The 21,227-nt window shown below is 31.9% G+C and carries 21 protein-coding genes and 1 tRNA gene; 13 read left to right on the top strand and 9 right to left on the bottom strand.

The annotated features are described in order from the left end of the window. The first annotated feature begins 5 nt into the window (after window positions 1-5). From HA145_RS03050 to HA145_RS03025, 6 genes are all read left to right on the top strand, one after another. Window positions 6-1,580 (top strand): CocE/NonD family hydrolase, encoded by a 1,575-nt coding sequence (locus HA145_RS03050; protein ID WP_209127792.1) that lies wholly within the window; start codon window positions 6-8, stop codon window positions 1,578-1,580. Between the two features lie 59 nt (window positions 1,581-1,639). Continuing rightward, on the top strand, window positions 1,640-3,904 hold the full coding sequence (gene glgB / locus HA145_RS03045) for a 1,4-alpha-glucan branching protein GlgB (RefSeq protein WP_209127791.1): 2,265 nt from the start codon (window positions 1,640-1,642) through the stop codon (window positions 3,902-3,904). A gap of 125 nt (window positions 3,905-4,029) precedes the next feature. Next, entirely contained in the window at window positions 4,030-5,070 is a 1,041-nt protein-coding gene (gene hemE, locus HA145_RS03040) for a uroporphyrinogen decarboxylase (RefSeq protein ID WP_209127790.1), read from the top strand. 8 nt (window positions 5,071-5,078) lie between these two features. Beyond that, entirely contained in the window at window positions 5,079-6,062 is a 984-nt protein-coding gene (locus tag HA145_RS03035; protein WP_209127789.1) for an NAD-dependent epimerase/dehydratase family protein, read from the top strand. A gap of 59 nt (window positions 6,063-6,121) precedes the next feature. Continuing rightward, window positions 6,122-6,472, top strand: coding sequence for a plastocyanin (petE, locus tag HA145_RS03030; protein ID WP_209089128.1), 351 nt, complete (start codon window positions 6,122-6,124; stop codon window positions 6,470-6,472). Window positions 6,473-6,535: 63 nt separating this feature from the next. After that, window positions 6,536-9,118: an ATP-dependent Clp protease ATP-binding subunit gene (locus tag HA145_RS03025; RefSeq protein ID WP_209127788.1), complete on the top strand. Its 2,583-nt coding sequence runs from the start codon at window positions 6,536-6,538 to the stop codon at window positions 9,116-9,118. 47 nt (window positions 9,119-9,165) lie between these two features. On the opposite strand, the gene HA145_RS03020 is transcribed toward HA145_RS03025, so the two are convergent. Further along, the gene (locus tag HA145_RS03020) at window positions 9,166-9,636 is read right to left on the bottom strand and encodes a 6-carboxytetrahydropterin synthase (protein WP_209127787.1); all 471 of its coding nucleotides are present in this window, start codon (window positions 9,634-9,636) and stop codon (window positions 9,166-9,168) included. A gap of 63 nt (window positions 9,637-9,699) precedes the next feature. Between HA145_RS03020 and hisIE the strand changes: the two genes are divergently transcribed. From hisIE to HA145_RS03000, 4 genes are all read left to right on the top strand, one after another. Further along, on the top strand, window positions 9,700-10,359 hold the full coding sequence (hisIE, locus tag HA145_RS03015) for a bifunctional phosphoribosyl-AMP cyclohydrolase/phosphoribosyl-ATP diphosphatase HisIE (RefSeq protein WP_209127786.1): 660 nt from the start codon (window positions 9,700-9,702) through the stop codon (window positions 10,357-10,359). Window positions 10,360-10,522: 163 nt separating this feature from the next. Further along, a complete protein-coding gene (locus tag HA145_RS03010; RefSeq protein ID WP_209127785.1) occupies window positions 10,523-11,446 on the top strand; it encodes a sigma-70 family RNA polymerase sigma factor in 924 nt (307 codons plus the stop codon). Window positions 11,447-11,483: 37 nt separating this feature from the next. Further along, complete coding sequence (locus tag HA145_RS03005; protein ID WP_209127784.1) at window positions 11,484-11,852, top strand: YkvA family protein; 369 nt, start codon at window positions 11,484-11,486, stop codon at window positions 11,850-11,852. After that, window positions 11,853-12,173, top strand: a complete 321-nt coding sequence (locus tag HA145_RS03000) for a hypothetical protein (protein ID WP_209127783.1) — start codon at window positions 11,853-11,855, stop codon at window positions 12,171-12,173. Between the two features lie 194 nt (window positions 12,174-12,367). On the opposite strand, the gene HA145_RS02995 is transcribed toward HA145_RS03000, so the two are convergent. Next, window positions 12,368-12,637 (bottom strand): YciI family protein, encoded by a 270-nt coding sequence (locus HA145_RS02995; RefSeq protein ID WP_209127782.1) that lies wholly within the window; start codon window positions 12,635-12,637, stop codon window positions 12,368-12,370. A gap of 97 nt (window positions 12,638-12,734) precedes the next feature. Between HA145_RS02995 and HA145_RS02990 the strand changes: the two genes are divergently transcribed. After that, complete coding sequence (locus HA145_RS02990) at window positions 12,735-13,091, top strand: AbrB family transcriptional regulator (protein ID WP_209127781.1); 357 nt, start codon at window positions 12,735-12,737, stop codon at window positions 13,089-13,091. 55 nt (window positions 13,092-13,146) lie between these two features. Here HA145_RS02990 and trpA read toward each other — a convergent pair whose 3' ends face one another. From trpA to pyrC, 5 genes are all read right to left on the bottom strand, one after another. After that, the gene (gene trpA / locus HA145_RS02985; RefSeq protein ID WP_209127780.1) at window positions 13,147-13,989 is read right to left on the bottom strand and encodes a tryptophan synthase subunit alpha; all 843 of its coding nucleotides are present in this window, start codon (window positions 13,987-13,989) and stop codon (window positions 13,147-13,149) included. 27 nt (window positions 13,990-14,016) lie between these two features. Then, the gene (locus HA145_RS02980) at window positions 14,017-14,337 is read right to left on the bottom strand and encodes a DUF3007 family protein (RefSeq protein WP_209127779.1); all 321 of its coding nucleotides are present in this window, start codon (window positions 14,335-14,337) and stop codon (window positions 14,017-14,019) included. Between the two features lie 4 nt (window positions 14,338-14,341). Beyond that, window positions 14,342-14,575, bottom strand: a complete 234-nt coding sequence (locus HA145_RS02975) for an NAD(P)H-quinone oxidoreductase subunit L (protein ID WP_209127778.1) — start codon at window positions 14,573-14,575, stop codon at window positions 14,342-14,344. 79 nt (window positions 14,576-14,654) lie between these two features. Further along, a tRNA-Leu gene (locus HA145_RS02970) sits at window positions 14,655-14,740 on the bottom strand. Window positions 14,741-14,840: 100 nt separating this feature from the next. Next, entirely contained in the window at window positions 14,841-15,890 is a 1,050-nt protein-coding gene (gene pyrC, locus HA145_RS02965) for a dihydroorotase (protein WP_245151767.1), read from the bottom strand. 117 nt (window positions 15,891-16,007) lie between these two features. Between pyrC and HA145_RS02960 the strand changes: the two genes are divergently transcribed. Next, window positions 16,008-17,087: a calcium/sodium antiporter gene (locus tag HA145_RS02960; RefSeq protein WP_209127777.1), complete on the top strand. Its 1,080-nt coding sequence runs from the start codon at window positions 16,008-16,010 to the stop codon at window positions 17,085-17,087. A gap of 2 nt (window positions 17,088-17,089) precedes the next feature. Here the strand turns inward: HA145_RS02960 and gorA are convergent, their stop codons facing one another. After that, window positions 17,090-18,454, bottom strand: coding sequence for a glutathione-disulfide reductase (gene gorA, locus HA145_RS02955; RefSeq protein ID WP_209127776.1), 1,365 nt, complete (start codon window positions 18,452-18,454; stop codon window positions 17,090-17,092). 51 nt (window positions 18,455-18,505) lie between these two features. Between gorA and HA145_RS02950 the strand changes: the two genes are divergently transcribed. Next, window positions 18,506-19,735, top strand: a complete 1,230-nt coding sequence (locus HA145_RS02950) for a glutathione S-transferase (protein ID WP_209127775.1) — start codon at window positions 18,506-18,508, stop codon at window positions 19,733-19,735. On the opposite strand, the gene dnaA is transcribed toward HA145_RS02950, so the two are convergent. Beyond that, window positions 19,736-21,130, bottom strand: a complete 1,395-nt coding sequence (gene dnaA / locus HA145_RS02945; protein ID WP_209127774.1) for a chromosomal replication initiator protein DnaA — start codon at window positions 21,128-21,130, stop codon at window positions 19,736-19,738. Between the last annotated feature and the right edge of the window lie 97 nt (window positions 21,131-21,227).

Genomic DNA, 21,227 nt, shown 5'->3' with positions numbered 1-21,227 from the left:
CCTAAATGTCTGGTTCAAGATGGTTTGATAAGTCTCTAGTACTTAGAGATGGGATAAGACTTATATCAAGAATTTGGTTACCTAATGGTAATGGGCCATGGCCTGCATTATTAATGAGACAACCTTATGGCAGGGAGATAGCTTCAACAATTACCTATGCTCATCCTGAATGGTGGGCTTCCCAAGGATATATGGTAATAATTCAAGATGTCAGAGGTATGGGTTCTTCTGAAGGGGTTTTTAATGGTTTTTCTCAAGAAGCTAGCGATACTTCTGAAACACATAAATGGGTAAGGTCTCTAAAAGAATGTAATGGCAAACTTGGCTTATATGGTTTTTCATATCAAGGATTTACTCAACTAACTAGTGAATTAAATTCAAAGCCCCCCGATTGTTTATCTCCAGCAATGACTGGGATGAATATTAAGGATCATTGGTGCGCGGATGGTGGAGCATATTGGTGGCACAACAATATTACATGGGGACTTCAAATCGCAGCACTAAAAATGAAAAGAGAAAATAAATTGTTTGAGTGGGAAATGATCAGATTAGCCTTAGAAAATGATAGTTATTTAAGGGAAGGAATTAATATTTTAAAAAAATATGACCCTAATAGCTTTGTTTTGGAATGGCTTAAAAATTTAAATAATGGTAGCCCCTTTGAAGAATTTAAGCCAATTTCAACATGGATTAAACAACCCATGTTAATTATTGGGGGGCTTTGGGATCCACATTTAAAAGGTGCTTTTGATCTTTATAAAAAATCTAAAGAAGCCGGTGGCAGTCCAGAGATGATTATTGGGAATGCGACACATCTAAATTGGTGGGAAGAATCGCAAGAATCTTTATTAAAATTCTTTGATAAACATTTAAAATCAGATGAAAATTTTAATTGTAAGACTACAAAAAGTGAGAAAAAAATATGGAATATTTCATTAAATAAATGGGAAGAATTAGATAATAAATTTTACCCTGAATTTATTTTTGGGCTCAAAAGTGATGGCACAGCAAATGTAAATGTCGAAGATGGAAGTCTGACAATAAATTCAAAAGGATCAGGATGGTTCACAATTGTTAATGACCCATGGAGACCTACTCCATCTGACGGTGGTCATTTAGGTCAAAATCCGGGAAAGTTTAATAGAAATATTATTGATAAACGACTTGATGTAGGTGTTTTCCAAACCAATTCTTTTAAAGAAGATCAATACTTAAAAGGAGTTCCCAAATTAGAAATCCCAGTAAAAAGTGATCAGCCTAATTTCGATATCTGCCTCGCTTTATCTCTAGTTGAAGAAGGTGATGAGGAGGTGAATCAATTTTCGACTGGATTCTTAAGGGTTAAAAACTCCAAAATAAGTGAAGAATGCATCTATCAAATAACAATGCAGCCAACAAATATTTGTTTGACAAAAGGTAGCAAGCTTCGATTATCTATATCTCCAGCAGCTTATCCCGCTATTGGAGTTAATCCTGGATTTGGGGAAGGCCATATTGGGGCACCTTCAGCAAATCATAGAATTATTACTCTAAGTTTTAGCCTTAATAAAACATTTATGAAAATGACCCCTTTTTTTTAATAAATAATTATTTTTTTGGTTAATCTTTTGATATTATTAATCCTTAACATCTACCAGTCATGATCGAGACAATTCAAGCAGACTGGATTAAATCAGAAGCGATCAACCTAGAAAATTGTTGCAATGATAATCCATTAAAAATATTAGGTCCTCATTTTTATGAAGAGCAATGGGTAGTAAGGATATGGATGCCTGAAGCAGACGAAGTTAAAATAAATTTTAAAAATAAAACCTACAAAGCAGAAAGCATTAATCATAAATGGCTTTTTGAAGCAATCCTGCCTGAAAATCCAAATTCTAATTACGAAATAACTATTTCACGAGGAGGTATCACACATACACAACATGACCCTTGGTCATATAAAGAAGAGTGGATGGGAGAAGTAGATAGGCATCTTTTTGCAGAAGGTAATCATCATCATATTTGGGAAAAAATGGGAGCACATCTCATTGAAGAAAAGAATCAAAAAGGAGTCATGTTTTGTATTTGGGCTCCAAATGCAAAATCAATCTCGATAATTGGAGATATAAATTCTTGGGATGGAAGACATCATCCAATGCAAAAAAGATTAGGGGGAATTTGGGAACTATTCATGCCAACAATGAAAGAAGGAGACACATATAAATATGAAATAAGAACACAACAAGGTCATATTTATGAGAAAGCTGATCCATATGGTTTCCTTCATGAAATCAGACCTCAGAATGGTTCAATAGTTTCAAAATTGAACAACTTTAATTGGAATGATAGTTCATGGATTTCAAATAGAGATTCTTCTAGTCAAATTAACAAGCCAATTTCAGTTTATGAAATGCATTTAGGAAGTTGGCTCCATGAATCAACAGATAATAAATATCTTGAAGACAATGGTGAACCAAGAGACCCAGTGCCTGCAGCCGATTTAAAACCTGGTTCAAGATTATTAACTTATCCAGAATTAACCAAAAAACTTATACCTTATGTAAAAGAGAGAGGATTCACTCATATTGAACTAATGCCAATATCTGAACATCCTTTCGATGGTTCATGGGGATACCAGGTTACAGGCTGGTATGCACCAACAAGTAGATTTGGCACCCCAAATGAATTTAGAGAGTTTGTTAATAAATGTCATGAAGAGGGCATAGGTGTAATTCTGGATTGGGTGCCTGGTCATTTCCCAAAAGATAAGCATGGTTTAGCATTTTTTGATGGATGTCATCTTTACGAACATGGAGATTCACGAATAGGTGAACACAAAGAATGGGGAACTCTAATATTTAATTACAGCAGAAACGAAGTAAGAAATTTCTTAGTAGCTAATCTCGTTTATTGGTTTGAAGAGTTTCATATTGATGGCATAAGAGTAGATGCTGTAGCCTCAATGCTTTACAGAGATTATCTTCGCCCAGATGGAGAATGGATACCCAATGAAAATGGTGGTAATGAAAATATAGAAGCCGTTAAATTTCTTCAACAGGCTAATCATGTACTCTTCCAACATTTCCCAGGTGCACTTTCTATCGCTGAAGAATCAACAACTTGGCCAATGGTAACCAAACCAACTGACATGGGAGGGTTGGGGTTTAATTTGAAATGGAATATGGGATGGATGCACGATATGCTCGATTATTTTGAGATAGATCCTTGGTTTAGGCAATTCCATCAAAACAGTGTAACTTTCTCTATAACCTATAACTATACAGAGAACTTTATGCTTGCTCTTAGTCATGATGAGGTTGTACATGGAAAAAGTCATCTTTTGCATAAAATGCCTGGCGATGACTGGAAGAAATATGCAAATACTCGAGCTTTACTAACTTATATGTGGACCCACCCTGGTAAAAAAACGATATTTATGGGAATGGAATTTGGACAAAGACAAGAATGGAATGTTTGGGATGATCTGCAATGGGAATTACTGGAATTTGAGCCTCATAAAGGTATCAGAAACTTGATTGATGACCTAAACGCACTTTATAAAAATGAACCTGCGTTATGGAAAAACGACTTTGATCCTTATGGATTCCAATGGATTGATTGTAATGACAAATCTAATTCGGTAATAAGTTTTATGAGAAGAGAAAACGATTCCAATGAATGGCTTGTTGTTGTTGCCAACTTTACTCCTAATACCCATGGTTCATATAAAGTAGGCGTTCCAGTAGAAGGATTCTACAAGGAGATATTTAATTCAGATGGATCTAGATATGGGGGGAGTAATAAAGGAAATATGGGAGGTAAAGAAACTATAAATTACAATATTCATGATTATCAAAATGCTCTAGAACTTGCTTTGCCCCCATTAAGCGTAAGTATCTTCAAACATCAATCAGAAAAATAATAATGCTTATCTAACTTAGTACTTCATATAAATGTTCATATAACGCTTTTGATATCCTTTGCATTGTAAGATTTCTAAGTTGGAATTTTAAAATTTTTTTTTAAAAAAACATATCTTATTGAAAAATGGGTGAAAATTTACCGCTACTACTTTCTGCCGCATTAGGTAAAAAAGTTAATAGACCGCCAGTATGGATGATGAGGCAAGCAGGAAGATATATGAAAATCTATAGAGATTTAAGGGAGCGTTACCCTAGTTTTAGAGAAAGGTCTGAAAATCCAGAACTATCATATGAGATTTCAATGCAGCCTTTTCATGCTTTCAAACCAGATGGTGTGATCCTTTTTTCAGATATTCTCACACCTCTTCCAGGGATGGGAATAAATTTTGAAATAATAGAAAGTAAAGGTCCAATAATTGAGGACCCAATAAGAACTCTTAGCCAGATAGAGAATTTAAAAGAATTAAATCCAAGTGAGAGTTTAAGTTTTGTTGGGCAAGTGCTTTCTTCACTAAAAAAAGATGTGAATAATGAGGCAACGGTTTTAGGTTTTGTTGGCGCACCTTGGACTCTCGCTGCATATGTCGTTGAAGGTAAAAGCAGTAAAAATTATTCTTTAATCAAATCAATGGCTTTTAAAGAACCAGATTTACTTCATAAACTCCTTGATCATTTTGCAAAATCTATTGGTGAATATCTTAAATATCAAATAAAATCTGGAGCGCAAGTAGTACAAATTTTTGATTCATGGGCAGGCCAACTAAGCCCACAAGATTATGATATCTTTGCTGGACCATATCAAAAAAAAGTTGTTGACATTGTAAAAGCGGAATACCCTGAAACACCAGTAATTCTTTACATTTCAGGAAGTGCTGGCGTAATAGAAAGAATGGCAAAAACAGGCGTAGATATAATTTCATTAGACTGGACAGTAGACATTGAAGAGGCTTGTAAAAGAATCCCTAGTGGGATAGGAATTCAAGGCAATATTGACCCTGGTATTTTATTCGGGAACAAAGAATCAATTAAAGAAAGGATAGATAATACTTTTAATAAAATTAAAGACCGGAAGTATATTCTTAATTTAGGTCATGGGATTTTACCTGGGACTCCAGAAGAAAATGCTCAAACATTTTTTGAACATGGGAAAAAACTCACTTACTAGTTAAAAACTTGACATATAAAAACTTATTAATTACAGGTGCTAATGGATGTGTTGGCCAATATTTAGTAGATTGGTTTTTAAAAAACACAAAATTCAGGCTTTATCTCATGGTGCGAGATAAAAGTAAGTTACCAATTCCAATTCAAGAAAATAAAAAAGTCAAGTTAATGGTGTGCGATATCAGGGAATCACATAAATATAAAAAGGAAATTAGTCAAATTAATTACCTAATACATACTGCTACAGCTTGGGGGGATCCAAGAAGAGCGTATGAAGTAAATATCAAAGCTTTTGAAGAATTACTTGAAATGCTTGATATTGAAAAGTTAGAAAAGATTATTTATTTTTCAACAGCTAGCATTCTTGACACACAAACAGAATTAATGAGGGAATCATTAATTTATGGAACAGAGTACATACAAACAAAATATGAATGTTTCCAGAAACTGAGAGAAAGCGTATATGCAGAAAAAACATTCGCTGTTTTCCCTACCTTGGTTTTCGGAGGAACTCTTGGCAAAAAAAGTAAATATCCTGTGAGTTATTTAACTAGTGGATTGCAAGAAATTGGGAAATGGCTTTGGTTAGCAAGATTTTTAAAACTCGATTCTAAATTTCACTTTATACACGCAAATGATATTGCTCAAATTTGCGGTTTTCTAATTAAAAATCATAGAGAAGAAACATACAAAGGCTTTAGAAAATTTGTATTAGGTCAGAAATTTATTTCAATTGATCAGGCCATAATTACACTTTTAAAAAGAAATAATATGAGGAGATATTTTGCGATACCTCTTACAAAAAAAATTCTAAAATTATTATTAAGAATTCTTCCTATCCAAACCACACCTTGGGATAGCTTCAGTATCAAAAAATATGACTTCAATCATGTCCCCATCACGAATCCTGAGACTTTCAAACTTACAAGTTATGCCAAGTCACTGAACGATATTTTAAGGTTATCTAAGTTACCAAGCTGTAATAACAATTAAAATTCTCACGGTTAGGTTCCCAAAGCCTTGTAATATGTATATATAAGTAAATTTTAATTATGTTACGTTCAATCTTTGCAGGGTTATTCGCAATAGTTTTAACTCTAGGTCTAGGTATTTCATCTGTTTCAGCTAAGACTGTTGAAGTAAAACTTGGTACTGATGCTGGAATGCTTGCATTTGAACCAAGCACAGTAACCATTAGTGCTGGTGATACAGTTAAATTCGTCAATAACAAACTTGCTCCTCACAATGCTGTTTTCGATGGACATGAGGAACTTAGTCATGCAGATTTAGCTTTTGCTCCAGGAGAGTCTTGGGAAGAAACATTTGATACAGCTGGAACTTATGATTACTATTGCGAGCCCCACAGAGGTGCTGGAATGGTAGGTAAAGTTGTCGTTGAATAATTCTTTATAAATTTAAGTTCTTTTTATTTAATACTTATTACAGTCATAATTATATTTTGATTGATGAAAATAGTCCCCAGCGAATTCTCAAATTCTGCTTGGGACTGTTTTCTTTTTGGCAAAGAAATTGCTTATAGAAATTATCAACAAGACGTAGATTCTGACAATTTATTATTAGCTCTTATAAAAAAAGACAACCTTACAAAAAAGATCTTAAAAGAAAATAATGTAAATATCAAAAAAATTGAGAAAAAAATTATGTCTTCATTAAATTCGAAGTCAAAAATGAAAAATAAACAAGATAATTTATATATTGGTAATACTCTTTATGAGATATTTTCAAAAGCAAATGATATTAAAAATACTTTAGATGATGTAGTGATATCAACAGAACACTTAATTTACGGTTTCGCTTATGATGTTAAATACAGATTTCAAATTTTAAATCACAAAAGTATTCCAGAATTCCTTGAAACAATAAAGAAAATGAAGTCAGATCCATCAACAAAAAATGACTTTGATAATTTAAATGATTCTTTAGATAAATATGGTATTGATCTAACTCAATCAGCAAGGGATGGAATCTTAGATCCAGTTATTGGTAGAGATGAAGAAATTAGAAGAACAATTCAAATATTGAGTAGAAGAACAAAAAATAATCCTGTTCTTATTGGAGAACCTGGGGTTGGTAAAACAGCCATAGTGGAAGGGTTGGCTCAAAGAATTATTAATGGCGATGTACCTTCTGCACTACAAAATAGGCAACTAATTTCATTAGATATGGGTTCACTTTTAGCTGGGGCAAAATATCGTGGAGAATTTGAAGAAAGAATAAAAAATGTCCTAAAGAAAGTAAAGGAATCAGACGGTAAGATCATTCTATTTATTGATGAAATTCATACAGTAGTTGGTGCGGGTGCCAGTGGAGGTTCTTTAGATGCAAGTAACCTATTAAAACCAATGCTTGCGAGAGGAGAACTTAGATGTATTGGTGCTACGACTATTAGTGAACATAAACAAAATATAGAAAAAGATCCTGCTCTAGAACGAAGATTTCAGAAAATAAAAATTGTTGCACCTTCAATAGATGATACTGTATCAATTTTAAGAGGATTGAGAGAAAGATACGAAGTTCATCATAGTGTAAGAATTTCTGATAATGCTTTAGTTGCAGCTGCCACTCTTAGCGAAAGATATATTAACGACAGATTTCTTCCTGACAAAGCAATAGATCTAATCGATGAGGCAGCCTCAAGATTAAATATGATCATAACTTCCAAACCTGAAGAAATTGATGAAATAGATCGAAAAGTTTTACAGTTTGAGATGGAAAAATTCTCTTTAAAGAGAGAAACAGATGATTTTTCTATAGAAAGATTAAAAAAAATCAATAATGAACTTTTATCACTAAAAGATAGACAGGCAGAATTAGGCGCTCAATGGAAAAAAGAAAAAGATGAAATTGATGAGATTAGCACCATAAAAGAGGAAATTGAATCCATACAATTAAAAATAGATCAAGCCAAAAGGAGTTTTGACCTCAACAAAGCAGCAGAATTAGAATTTGGAACTTTAAATTCTTTACAAAAAAAATTGAAAGAAAAAAGTGAGTCCTTGGTTAATTCTCACAAAAAAGGAGAAACGAGTCTTTTAAGGCAAGAGGTAACATTCGATGATATTGCAGAAGTCGTGTCAAAATGGACGACGATTCCAGTACAGAACTTAAACCAGTCAGAAAAAGATAAGCTTTTAAGCCTAGAATCGATCCTTCAAGAAAAAATTATTGGGCAAGATAGTGCAATTAGAGCTGTTGCAGATTCCATCAAGAGATCAAGGACTGGTCTAAATGATCCAAGCAAGCCATTAGCCAGTTTTCTCTTTTTAGGTCCAACTGGTGTTGGAAAAACAGAGCTTAGTAAAGTTGTAGCAAAAGTAATATTCGATTCAAATTCTTCAATGACAAGACTGGATATGTCTGAATATATGGAAAAACATTCAGTTAGCAAAATCATAGGTGCGCCTCCTGGATATTTAGGTTTCGAATCAGGCGGTCAACTAACTGAAGCTGTACGCAAAAATCCTTATTCATTGATACTTCTTGATGAAATAGAGAAAGCTCATAAAGATATCTTAGATATTCTTTTACAGGTTCTTGATGATGGAATCATTACTGATGGTCAAGGTCGTACCATCAATTTCAAAAATTCAATCATCGTTCTCACAAGTAATTTAGGAAGTCAATCAATAAATGATTTATCAGTTAGAAAAGAAGATACAAATGAAATTAAAAAGGTTGTAGATAATGAACTTAAAAAATTTTTCAAGCCTGAGTTTTTAAATCGACTTGATGAAATAGTTATTTTTAATAATTTAGAATTAAATGACATAAATGAAATTGCAAAAATCCAGCTTCAAAATTTAGAAAAAAGACTTAACAAAAAAAACTTAAAATTAAAAATTACAGATGAGGCAATTAACCAACTTGTCGAGAATAGTTTCGATCATGCCTATGGTGCTAGGCCTTTAAAAAGAATTATTCAAAAACAAATTGAGACAAAAATTTCAAATAATATATTGAATAATTATTACCTTAATAAAGACGAGATTAAAATTTATCTGGTTAATGGAGAGCTAATTGTTGATTAAAGATCTAAATTAAAGAATTATATTACTTAAAATTTAACAACTTTAATCTAAAATTTGAACCATTCAGGAATTTCCTCATAACATGCTTTATTAGATTTATTTTCTTTTGATTCTGTTTTCCAACAACATGTTCTGCCTTTATCCTTGTCCTGCAAGTATTCATTAGCCCATCTCCAAATCAATGCAGAAGTGGACTCCATTCCCACATTATCCATAATTCTCAGATCTAAAGCATCTAACTCATGTAATTTTTCCCAGTAATTCAACAAAGGATCATCTTTATTTACTAAAAAAGTATGGTCAAATTGCTCCTTTAGTCTATTTTCTAGGGGCTTTAGGCTTGAAAAATCCACAACAAAACCATTTAGGTCTAACTTTTTTGCAGTGAACCAAAAGGTGAATGATCTCGAATATCCATGAACAAATCTGCAGTGGCCTTCATGGCGCCATTGCCTATGTGAACAGGGAAAATCCTCGTAACTTTTGCTGCATGAAAATTTCGCAGAATGAATATACATCAATTAACTGTTAGGATAATTTTTAATAAAACACATTTAGTAGTATTTAACATAACGAACATAATGACTTATTCAACTAATTTTTCTATAGAAGATCTACACTTTGATAATTATGGATTAATCCCCGCAATAGCACAAGATTGGCTAGACGGATCAATTCTTATGCTTGCTTGGATGAACAAAGAATCGTTGGCAATGACACTTGAAACCAAAAACGTTCATTACTGGAGTAGATCAAGATCAGAAATTTGGAGAAAAGGAGCTACAAGTGGAAGTACCCAAATACTTAAGGAGATAAGATTCGACTGCGATAATGATGCATTAATCCTTTTGATTGAACAAAATGGTTTAGGAGCATGTCACACTGGTGAAAAAAGTTGTTTTTTCAACGAAATCCAAATTAATCAAAATGATAAAAAAGAGAAAAGAACAACTCCCTTCTCAAATATTAGCTCTGAATTATTTAATACAATTCACGAAAGATCAATAAATCCATCAGAAAAAAGTTACACAAATCAATTATTAACAAAAGGCAGTAATACTATCTTGAAGAAAATAGGAGAGGAATCCGCAGAATTTATAATGGCGTGCAAAGATAATGATAAAAATTCAATCTCAAATGAAGCTGCTGATTTAATTTATCATCTACAAGTAGCCCTTATGCATAAAGGCGTTGAGTGGAGAGATGTACTTACTGTTCTAGAATCAAGAAGAAAAAATTAAATAATTAAAATTCATAATTTATAATTTTTTAAACCTAAAAATTTGAAAAAAAATTGTTAATTAACTAATTAATAATTATTAATTAATTATTAATTAATTATTACATGTATGGCTTATTAATGAATTGACTATAAGTTGGATATATCAATCAATGAGGTAAATCGTGAGTTCATTAAGCGATTTTCTTGGTGAAATAGGTCGTCATCAACTTTTGACTCCCGAAAGAGAACTCACTATGGGCAGAAAAGTCCAAGAAATGGTCTTGCTTATTAATAGATGTCAAGAGGCAGGTGGCAAAGGGCCTGCTTGTGAATATTCCCAAGATGAAAGAAAAAAGATCAAGATTGGCGAAAAAGCTAAAAACGAGATGATAACTGCCAATCTAAGACTAGTCGTCAACCTTGCTAAAAGATACCAAGGGAAAGGATTAGAGTTACTTGACTTAATTCAGGAAGGGACATTAGGTCTTACAAGGGCCGTAGAAAAATATGATCCGTCTAGAGGACATAGATTTTCTACCTATGCTTATTGGTGGATTAGGCAAGGTCTAAATAGAGCATTATCAACTCAAAGTAGAACGATTAGGATCCCTGTTAACATTAATGAAAAACTTACAAAACTAAGATCAGCAAAATCAAAGCTTATGCAACTTAAGGGTGTTCCACCCAGTAGTGATCAGCTAGCTGAAGAAATGAAAATAACTAAAGAAGAAATTGACGAACTCCTTTCTTGCGAATTGAGAAGCATCACTGTTAGTCTCCAAGGTACTGTTAAATCAAAATCAGATCCTTCCGAGTTGGTGGACATCCTTCCAAGTGATCAGGTTGCCCCAATGGAGTTAGCAGAATTAGCCGAAAGGACAGCCTCGGCTTGGAAGTTACTAGATAAAGCAAATTTAACTGAAAAAGAAAGAAAGATAGTAAGCCTAAGATTTGGTTTAGACGGCTCAAATGAATGGAGAACTTTAGCTGAAGTTGCAAGACATATGAGTTGTAGCAGGGAATATTGTCGACAAGTTGTTCAACGTGCTCTGAGGAAACTTAGAAAAGCAGGAATACAGAATGGACTAGTTGATAGTATTAGCTAAAAATTTCAATAAAAACATTTAAATTTCATTTATAAAGATGAAAGAGAATTACAAAACCCAAGAAAAAATCTACGATGCTGAAGTTTTAGAGAGTTCAACATTTGATGAAAATATCATTATCAAGATTCTTATTAAAGCAGGAAGAACAATTGCCAAGCCTGCCTTAGAAGTTTTGGAGATGGCCTTAGATCCTTTTACTCCTGCACAAGTAAGAGTTTCATTAATGGCTGCACTAGCCTATTTAATAATGCCATTTGATCTTTTCCCTGACTTTATGCCTTTAGTTGGGTTTAGTGATGATTTTGTAGCCCTTACAGCAGTACTCAGTATATGGAGCAAATACATGACTCCTTCAATAAGAGCAAGAGCAGAGAATAAGCTTAATAAGTTATTTCCTTTTTTTTGAATGACTAAATTATCTATACAGGAAGAAAAAGAACTCGTCTCCTTCATTAAAGATTGGTTAAAATCTCATGGATTTACCCAAAAAGACTTAGCAAATGAATTAAATATTAAATCAAGCAGAACCTCTGAGATTATTTTCAAAATTAAAGAGTTATATAAGAAAGGCGGCATGTTCAATATTGCAAAAAATCTTATAGAGATTGAGCAAAAGTGGTTAAATAATATTAAGAATGATTGTCGAGAAACAAAACAAAATCAACCATATAATCAATTAGATATCGACTCGTTAGTAAACCAGATAACTCAAGATACTTGTGAATAAATATTATTTAAAATATTATATTTTAGTTTCAAGAAATATAACTCCCTTGAAAATAACCTTCGAATAAATATCAATTTAATTCCTTAATATGATAAATAATTAAATTATTAAAGCAAAAATATTATATATTTTAATTTAAATTAATTATTCAATTAATAATTTATAATTACTAAAAATAATTTCTTAAGTTATATTTAAAACGCCTGAATCCAGGGATAAATATCATAATTAATCCATATACCTTTTTTCCAATATATATCTTCCTCAATAAGATCTTTCAACTCATTTTCATCATTAGCATTAAAAATTCCAAACAAATATTTGGTGCATTTTGTTGGCCCTAATGTAATAAGTATATCTCGATCTTTTAAGTTTTTAAGTCTATTAAGATGTTGTTCACGAAATGGTTCCCTTTTAATAATTGCATCTTGACAGTACTTTCCAAAAACTACAAACTTTTCCATTTTTAAAGATAAATAATAGAATAAATACATACTAAATAATTGCATATATTACACACAAATTGCTATGTTATTTAATACAACTTTCTTTTAATTAATTATGCTAACTGGAAGCGATCTCCTTGCAAAAGTTAAAGAACTTGGTGATGTTAGCAAATCTGACCTAGTTCGCGCCTGTGGATATGTTTCTAATAAGAAAAACGGAGGTGAACGATTAAACTTTACCGCATTTTATGAAGCACTTTTAGAAGCAAAAGGGGTTAATCTTGGTGATTCTGGAGTCGCAGGTATTGGGAAAGGTGGAAGAAAACTTAGTTATATAGCTACAGTTCAAGGCAATGGAAATCTTCTAATTGGGAAAGCGTATACAGCACTTCTTGATTTAAAAGCAGGTGATGAATTCGAAATTAAGCTAGGAAGAAAACAAATTAGATTATTACCTACAGAAGGATCTTAAAGACAACAAAAATAAATTGAATACATCATTTTAAATTAATAAATTATCTTTTTATTTATTTTTTTTGATCTGCAGCTAAACGCATTTCTTTACAAAATTTACCTACATGATAGACGACATCTTTTTCACTTGAACTAGAAATTCGTTTTACAAATGCACTTCCAATAATTACTCCATCTGCTCCCCACTCACGAACTTTATTTACATGTTCAGGGGTAGATATCCCAAAACCAACAGCAATTGGATTGCTATTTACATCTTTTAATTTAGCAATAAGATTTTCTACTCTATTTTCCATTTTATTTCTCTCACCAGTGACACCAGTAACACTTACTAAATAAGTAAAGCCTTTTGTATGATTTGATATTTGTTTCATTCTTTCAAAAGGAGTAGTAGGAGCTACCAATAAAATCAAGTCTATGGAATGGTTACTAACTATTTTAGAAAATTTATAAGCTTCCTCTAAAGGAAGATCAGGAACTATTAGTCCAGAAACTCCAGCATTAGATGCCATCTCGCAAAAATTTTCAAAACCAAAACATAGTAATGGATTTAAGTAAGAAAAAAGAATGATGGGAATATTTAATTTGCCTTTTAAAGACTCTAAAAGTTTAATTACTTTTCTTGGATTAGTACCTGACTTTAAGGCGCGAGAGGCCGCAACTTGAATAACTGGTCCGTCTGCAAGTGGATCACTGTAAGGGATACCTAATTCAATAAGGTCAGCTCCATTTTCTTGTAACTTCAATAGGATCTCAGAAGTTATTTCAATATTGGGATCCCCAGCCATGATGAAAGGCATCAAAGCTAATTTTTTGTTATTTTTTAACTCAACAAACTTCTCATCTACCTTAGATAGAGATTCGTTTTTAGTAATTTGCATTTTGTTATCTTTCATGATTTTTGAATTTTTTCTATGAAAAATTTATGGATTTTTCTCTAAATCTTCCATTAGTTTTTGCTGCTCTTCCTTTGACAATGAATTGAATTTGGTTTCTAGTTTATCATTAACAATTTTTTCATACTCTTTTCTATAACGCTTCCTTTGTTCCATAAACGTCATTTTTCCATTTATAACTCTATAAACATAAGATGTTACCCAAGTAATAACAATCAAAATCAAGATACAACTTGAGAGAGTAGTAGATGTAAAATTTTCGATGCCATTTTGCGGTGCAAATTTATAACTAATTAATCCAATAAATGAAATCAATAAACCTATTTGTATAACTTTACCTTTAGTCAATAATTTACCCTTTACCACTTCCTTTCAATCTGAGATTTAAAAATGGAGAAAATAAAATTAAACCTGGAAAGAAAAGAAATACAAGGCCATAAATTCCTAATCTTTCAAATTTGCCCATAATATTCCATCTATTATTCATCCAGTAAAATAGTAATAATGGAATAACCAATAAATAGGTAGAAATAATTCCAATATAAGCAATTAAAGTAGCTAATGAATTATTAAAAAAACTTTCCATTTTGATTTATGGTTGATTAGTTAAAACATAACAATTATTAGAAGTTATCGTCAGAACTAAAAAATAAATAATTAAATAATGGGAGTGGGGGGACTTGAACCCCCACGAGCTAAATCGCTCGACGGATTTTAAGTCCGGCGCGTCTACCAATTCCGCCACACTCCCAATAGCAATTTGCGCTTTTTTATCGTAGCCGAAAGCAACCCATTTAACCAAGAAAAATTGGAATATTTACACTTTTAATTTTCAGATTAACTCAAATTTTTTAATTTACTAAACCTTCTACTTGCCAGTGTAAAATTTCACCTGCATGAAATGGTTTTATTTGTCCGACAATATTATTTTCTTCAACAACATCAATAAATTCTTTAATTTTATTAGGTCTAGAAACTAATTTTAATTTTTCTTTATTTGGGGAAACATTATAAAAATTGGGGCCATTTAAACTTGCAAACTTTTCAAAATTATCTAGAGCATCTTCCTCTTCGAATACTGTTAAATAGCTTTCTATTGCTACTGGCGAATTAAAAATGCCAGCACATCCACAAAAAGCCTTCCACTTCCTAAGGTGTGGAGCAGAGTCAGTTCCCAAGAAAAAACATTTTTTTCCACTTGTTGCAGCTCTCCTTAAAGCGAGTCTATTATTTTCTCTCTTAGCAACTGGTAAGCAGTAAAAATCACTATTTAAACCTCCAAAAAACATTGCATTTCTATTTATATGCAAATGATGCGGAGTAATAGTAGCTCCAATATTATTTTCTTGAACAAAATCTACGGCATAAGAGGTGGTTATATGTTCTAAAACAATTTTTAATTTTGGAAATCTTTTAGTTATTTGGGAGAGTTCTTTATCTATAAAAACCTCTTCTCTATCGAATACATCTACTTCAGAATCAGTCACTTCCCCGTGAATTAAAAGAGGCATTCCATTATCTTGCATTGATTCGAAAATATTATATAGATTTTCTATTTTCTTTACTCCATGACTGGAATTTGTTGTCGCATTAGCAGGGTATAATTTTGCTGCGAAAAAGATATTATTTTTGAAACCATTTATTAGCTCTGCTTTATTAGTCTCATCTGTAAGATACATCGTCATTAGTGGTTCAAACTTAGAACTTTCTGATAACGCTTCAATAATAGATTTTTTGTAAGAGATAGCGCTTTCAACGGATGTAATAGGAGTTTTAGTATTTGGCATAACGATAGCTCTTCCAAAAAATTTGGAAGTAAAATGAATGATATTTTTTAATACAAGACCTTCTCTTAAATGTAAATGCCAATCATCAGGTTTTATTATAGTTAAAGTCTTCAAAATTTTTTCTATTTAATCAATTTTAACAGCAAATTAAAATTGACAATAATTTATAGATATTCGAGGATAGTTATTAACCAATTATGAAGATTTTTATTATCTAAATAAATCCTAGATATGAGTGATTTTTTATTTCCAATAATAGAAATAGTTTTAGGAGTAGTTCTACTTTTTGCTGGAGGAGAGTTCTTTATTCAAGGAGCCATATTTTTATCTTTAATTTTAGGAATACCTCAAATAGTAATTGGATTAACAGTTGTTTCTCTTGGAACAAGCTCTCCTGAGTTGTTAGTAAGTTTAAGTTCAATTTTTAAAGGCAGTGATTCGCTTGCGGCGAGCAATGTAATTGGAAGCAATATTTTCAATGTTCTCGTTGTTTTGGGTATAAGCTCATTGATAACGCCTCTCAAGGTAAAAAGCAGAATAGTCAGAAGAGATGTTCCTCTATTAATGGCTATCTCTTGTGCTGTTTGGGCCATGTCATCAACTGGCTTATTGACTTTGCAAGCAGGGGTCTTTCTAATATTTTGTTTAGTCTTAAATACAATATGGGAAATTAATACCATCAATGAGAAAGGGGAAGAGACAAAAGATGCTGAACCAGAGATAGAAGAATTTAAAGATAACTATAAAGGGAAACTTAATATTTTAATAAAGTTAATATTGGGAATATTTCTTTTAAGCTTTGGTTCAAATATTTTAGTAAATGGTTCTCAAACGCTTGCTACTCTTTTGGGAGTAAATGAAATTGTTATTGGTTTAACTATCGTCGCCACCGGAACATCATTGCCCGAATTAGTGACTTCGATAATTGCTGCATTTAAAGGTAAAACAGATCTTGCGATTGGTAATGTGATAGGAAGTAATTTGCTCAATCAACTTCTAATCCTTGGAAGTTGTAGTATTTTCTCAGGATTTAAAGGTCTAGTAATTGAACAAAGTCTAATAAAAGTTGACTTACCTTTTATGGTTTTAACTACCTTTGCATGCTTACCAATTTTCTGGAGCAAAGGGAAAATCACTAGAATTGAAGGGTTTATTTTGATTAATTTTTATATTTTTTACATTCTCGATAAGATACTCTTTTTGAATGGATTTAATTATCTCTCTGAATTAAGGATAGGTTTATTTATTTACTTTTCACTACTTATAGTAATTCTATTTGCTCAAGAAAAATTAAAATTTTCTAATTCATAATTTTAGCCATACATTGTCACAAACTCTTCTGAGATGGTTGGGTGCAAAGCCATAGTAATATCAAAGTCTTTTTTTGTTATCCCTGCATTTAATGAAATTGATACCATTTGAATAATCTCAGATGATGTTTCTCCAAACATATGACATCCCAGGACTTTATCAGTTAGCTTATGAACTACAATCTTTAACATACATTTTGATTTATTCTCTTTAAAAGTATTAGACATAGGGGTAAATTTGCATTTGAAAACTTTTATATTTTTTTCAGTGTAAATCTCTTTAGCTTTTTTCTCACTTAAGCCAACTGTTGAAAGTTCAGGAATTGTAAATACGGCTTTAGGGATATAGTCATAATTTACTTTTCTTTTTTGGTCATTAAAAAAATTATCCGAAAAAACTCTACCTTGTTCTATTGCTACTGGAGTTAAGTTTGGTTTATTTATAATATCGCCAACTGCAAAAATATTTGCGTTGCTTGTTTGATTAAGTTCATTAACATCCAAATATTGGCCATCCATCTTTAGATTTAAGAAATCTAAATTTAAGGGCAAAAGATTTGGTTCTCTACCTGTAGCAATAAGGATATTATTTGTTAGAAGGTTATCGCCTGAGTCTAAGGTAGATTCCAAATTTCCATTTACTCTCTTGATAGACTTTAATCTAGTATTGGAGATTATATTTATTTGATTAAAAGTAGGTGATTCCTCAAGACATGAAGAAAGATCCTCATCAAAGCCATTAAGTAAATTTTGACCTCTAATTAACTGAGTAACTTCAGTACCTAAATTTGCGAAAATAGAAGCAAATTCACAAGCAATATATCCTCCACCAACTATTAATATTGATTTGGGAAACTTCTCTAATTCAAAAATATCATCACTAGTCCATGCTAAATCTATCCCAGGAATATTCAATTTCTTAGGTTTACCTCCTACTGAAATAAGAATTTTCTCTGAACTTATCTTATTTATAATTTTATTTGTTTCTGGACAAATTATTTCTAATTCATTTTGAGTTGTAAATCTTCCTTGGCCCTCAAAAACAGTTACATCTAATTTATTTAGAGAATTTCTATGTAAATTACTTAATCTGGAAACCTCCTTCCTAACATTCTTCAATAAAATACTGGATTCAAAGCTAATACCTGTACTTTTTAAGCCATATCCTTCAGAAGAACTCATATTTCTTTTACTTACAGCAGCATAAACCATCAATTTTTTAGGGACACATCCCCGTATTACACAAGTTCCTCCAATTTTATTTTTTTCAATGATTGCAACTTTTGCTCCATAAATAGCAGCACGTTTAGCCGCCGCCAGTCCCCCAGACCCAGCACCGACAACAATTAAATCAAATTTAAATTCCAAGACTTTTTTAATCAATTAATATAACGTTAGTTTATAGCTTTAATTCAAATAATGAACGGGATTTTGACATGGGATGATTTAAATAAGTTTGAAATTGAAGAATTTGATAGAGTCAATGGTATTAATAATTCCCAAGCAAATTTAAGATTATTTGGGCACACTAAAGATGATGTAATAGTTACTCTTTATAGAGATAGACATTCTTGGTGCCCTTATTGCCAGAAAATATGGTTATGGCTTGAATTCAAGAGGATTCCGTACAGAGTAAAAAAAATAAATATGTTTTGCTATGGTCAAAAAGAAAGTTGGTTCCTCGATAAAGTCAGATCAGGTAAATTACCTGCGATTGAATTTAAAGGACAAGTTATAACTGAAAGTGACAACATCATAGCTTTTTTAGAAAACAAATTTGGAGCTCTTGGGTCTTTTATAACTTCGAGTCACCTCAGAAAAACTAGAGAATTAGAGAGAGAAATTTTCAGCTCCTGGTGTAATTGGCTTTGCCGAGAAAGCTTTAATTTTTTGGATAACTCTTTTAGAAAAAAAAGATTTAAAGAATCTATTTCTAAATTTGATAAAATCTTGAGCGGATCAGTTTCTGGGTTCATTGATCCAGCATTATCTAAATCTGGTGATATTGAGCCTGGTACTGGGGATATAATTTTTATTCCTTATATGGAAAGAATGAATGCTTCTTTAACTTATTATAAAGGTTTTAATTTAAGATCCAATTACCAATATGTAGATAAATGGCTTACCCTTTTTGAAGGGAAAAGTGCCTATAGAGGAACTCAGGGAGATTTTCATACTCATTCTCATGATTTACCGCCACAAATGGGGGGATGTTACAAAGAAAGTAACGATGAACAGATTGATTTCTCTAATTCAATAGATAGTGGGGAGGGCCTTGGTAATTTTGAATTTAATCAAAAGTATGATTCAAAATTTTACGCTGCATTCGCTCTGAACAGAGTAATAAAGCATAAAGATAGTTTAATAAAAGTAAATCCATACGATAATGGATACTTTGAAGAATCACTGAGATCAGCATTGACACATATGGTTACAGGTGAAGTTAGTATTCCTGTGAATATTTCAGGAAAATCTTTGAGATATTTAAAAAATAGAATCTCAGTACCAAGAGATATGCCAATTATTTCTGCAAGATTATTAAGAAAATCATTAAATAAAATTGAACTACTAAGTAATAATAATGAAATAGATAAGATACCCCTCAACCATAGATATGATCAAGATCCTAGAAATTTCATTTCTAATTAACTATAAATTTTTTCTTGAATCTATTTGAAGTAAATCTCTTATTTTTTGAACTTGACTTGCGATATTAGGATCGACAGATAACTTTTTTTCAACTTGTTCAATAGCATACATAACAGTTGTATGATCTTTTCCCCCAAATTCATCTCCAATTCTTGGTAGGCTTAAATCGGTTCCATGTCGCATAAGATACATGCCTATTTGTCTAGCTTGACTTACTGGTTTTCTTCTACTTGAACTAATCAATTCATCAGTAGAAACTTTGAAAAAATCTGAAACTTTGTTAATAACTTGTTTAGGAGTTACGACTACTCCAACACTATTAGGATCAAGCATTGGAGCAATTGATTGAACTGTCATTGGCAAGCCTGTTATTGAAGCGAATGCAACAGCTCTAGTAAATGCCCCTTCTAATTCTCTAATATTCGAAGTGAATCTTCCTGCTATGAATTGAATTAAATCTCGCGGAAGGCTCATCCTTTCTTGTTCTGCCTTTTTTTGAAGTATTGCCGTCCTCGTTTCAAGGTCAGGTGGTTGAATATCTGCAGTCATACCCATTGAAAACCTAGAAATCAATCTCTCTTGAATCCCCGATAATTGATTTGGAGGCCTATCACTTGCTATAACTATTTGACTTCCTGATTCGTGAAGAGCGTTAAAAGTATGAAAGAATTCCTCCTGTGTATATTCTTTACCTTCTAAGAACTGTATATCATCAATTAAAATTAAATCTACATTTCTATATTTGTCTCTAATAGCTGTCATTCCATCTCTCCTAATACCACTAATAACATCATTAGTAAAAGTCTCTGTAGAAACATATTTAACTTTTGCTTCTGGATCTATTTCTACTCGATAGTGACCTATTGCTTGCATTAAATGAGTTTTACCAAGACCTACTCCACCACAAATAAATAAAGGATTAAATTCTCTCCCAGGAGATTCTGCAACAGCTAAAGCTGCTGCGTGAGCCAACCTACTATTTGGGCCCACAACAAATCTCTTAAAAACGTAACGTAAATTTAAACCATTAGGATTTTTGAATTGATTTTTTGAAGAATTATCTTGGCTATTTTTTGAAAAAGATTTATTTTTATGATTAACGTTTTGTTCAATTAGGTTTTCATTATTTATAACTTCCTTCCTCATGTTTGTTTCAGATTTAAAAGAAACTTTTACGTTATGGCCACAAATTTCTTGTGCAGCTTTTTCGATGGTTTCACAATAATTCTTTCTTAACCAATCACTGGAAAATGTATTTGGAGCGATTAAGGTCAATACCCCATTCTCAAAACAGTTAAATTTAGCAGGCCTTATCCATGTTTCAAATGAAGGCTTACTTAAAGTTTTTTGGAGTAATTGTTGAACTTCCGCCCAAATAGGATTAGTTGCTTGCAAAGTTTTAATCTATAGATTATTAATCTAGTTGGAATTTAATAATTGGCCATTATCAAATCACAAGATCACGACAAATTTAAAATTTTTTAACAAAGCA

Source organism: Prochlorococcus marinus XMU1411 (genome assembly GCF_017696075.1).
Taxonomy (GTDB): domain Bacteria; phylum Cyanobacteriota; class Cyanobacteriia; order PCC-6307; family Cyanobiaceae; genus Prochlorococcus_A; species Prochlorococcus_A marinus_V.
Note: the sequence above shows the minus strand (reverse complement) of the source record. Positions and strands in the feature narration are given on the sequence as shown.

Excerpts from the sequence above, each read along its gene's own strand:
- HA145_RS03050 (WP_209127792.1), top strand. The coding sequence starts at position 6 with ATGTCTGGTTCAAGATGGTTTGATAAGTCTCTAGTACTTAGAGATGGG.
- glgB (WP_209127791.1), top strand. The coding sequence starts at position 1,640 with ATGATCGAGACAATTCAAGCAGACTGGATTAAATCAGAAGCGATCAAC.
- hemE (WP_209127790.1), top strand. The coding sequence starts at position 4,030 with ATGGGTGAAAATTTACCGCTACTACTTTCTGCCGCATTAGGTAAAAAA.
- petE (WP_209089128.1), top strand. The coding sequence starts at position 6,122 with ATGTTACGTTCAATCTTTGCAGGGTTATTCGCAATAGTTTTAACTCTA.
- HA145_RS03025 (WP_209127788.1), top strand. The coding sequence starts at position 6,536 with ATGAAAATAGTCCCCAGCGAATTCTCAAATTCTGCTTGGGACTGTTTT.
- HA145_RS03020 (WP_209127787.1), bottom strand. The coding sequence starts at position 9,636 with ATGTATATTCATTCTGCGAAATTTTCATGCAGCAAAAGTTACGAGGAT.
- hisIE (WP_209127786.1), top strand. The coding sequence starts at position 9,700 with ATGACTTATTCAACTAATTTTTCTATAGAAGATCTACACTTTGATAAT.
- HA145_RS03005 (WP_209127784.1), top strand. The coding sequence starts at position 11,484 with ATGAAAGAGAATTACAAAACCCAAGAAAAAATCTACGATGCTGAAGTT.
- HA145_RS03000 (WP_209127783.1), top strand. The coding sequence starts at position 11,853 with ATGACTAAATTATCTATACAGGAAGAAAAAGAACTCGTCTCCTTCATT.
- HA145_RS02995 (WP_209127782.1), bottom strand. The coding sequence starts at position 12,637 with ATGGAAAAGTTTGTAGTTTTTGGAAAGTACTGTCAAGATGCAATTATT.
- HA145_RS02990 (WP_209127781.1), top strand. The coding sequence starts at position 12,735 with ATGCTAACTGGAAGCGATCTCCTTGCAAAAGTTAAAGAACTTGGTGAT.
- trpA (WP_209127780.1), bottom strand. The coding sequence starts at position 13,989 with ATGAAAGATAACAAAATGCAAATTACTAAAAACGAATCTCTATCTAAG.
- HA145_RS02975 (WP_209127778.1), bottom strand. The coding sequence starts at position 14,575 with ATGGAAAGTTTTTTTAATAATTCATTAGCTACTTTAATTGCTTATATT.
- HA145_RS02960 (WP_209127777.1), top strand. The coding sequence starts at position 16,008 with ATGAGTGATTTTTTATTTCCAATAATAGAAATAGTTTTAGGAGTAGTT.
- HA145_RS02950 (WP_209127775.1), top strand. The coding sequence starts at position 18,506 with ATGAACGGGATTTTGACATGGGATGATTTAAATAAGTTTGAAATTGAA.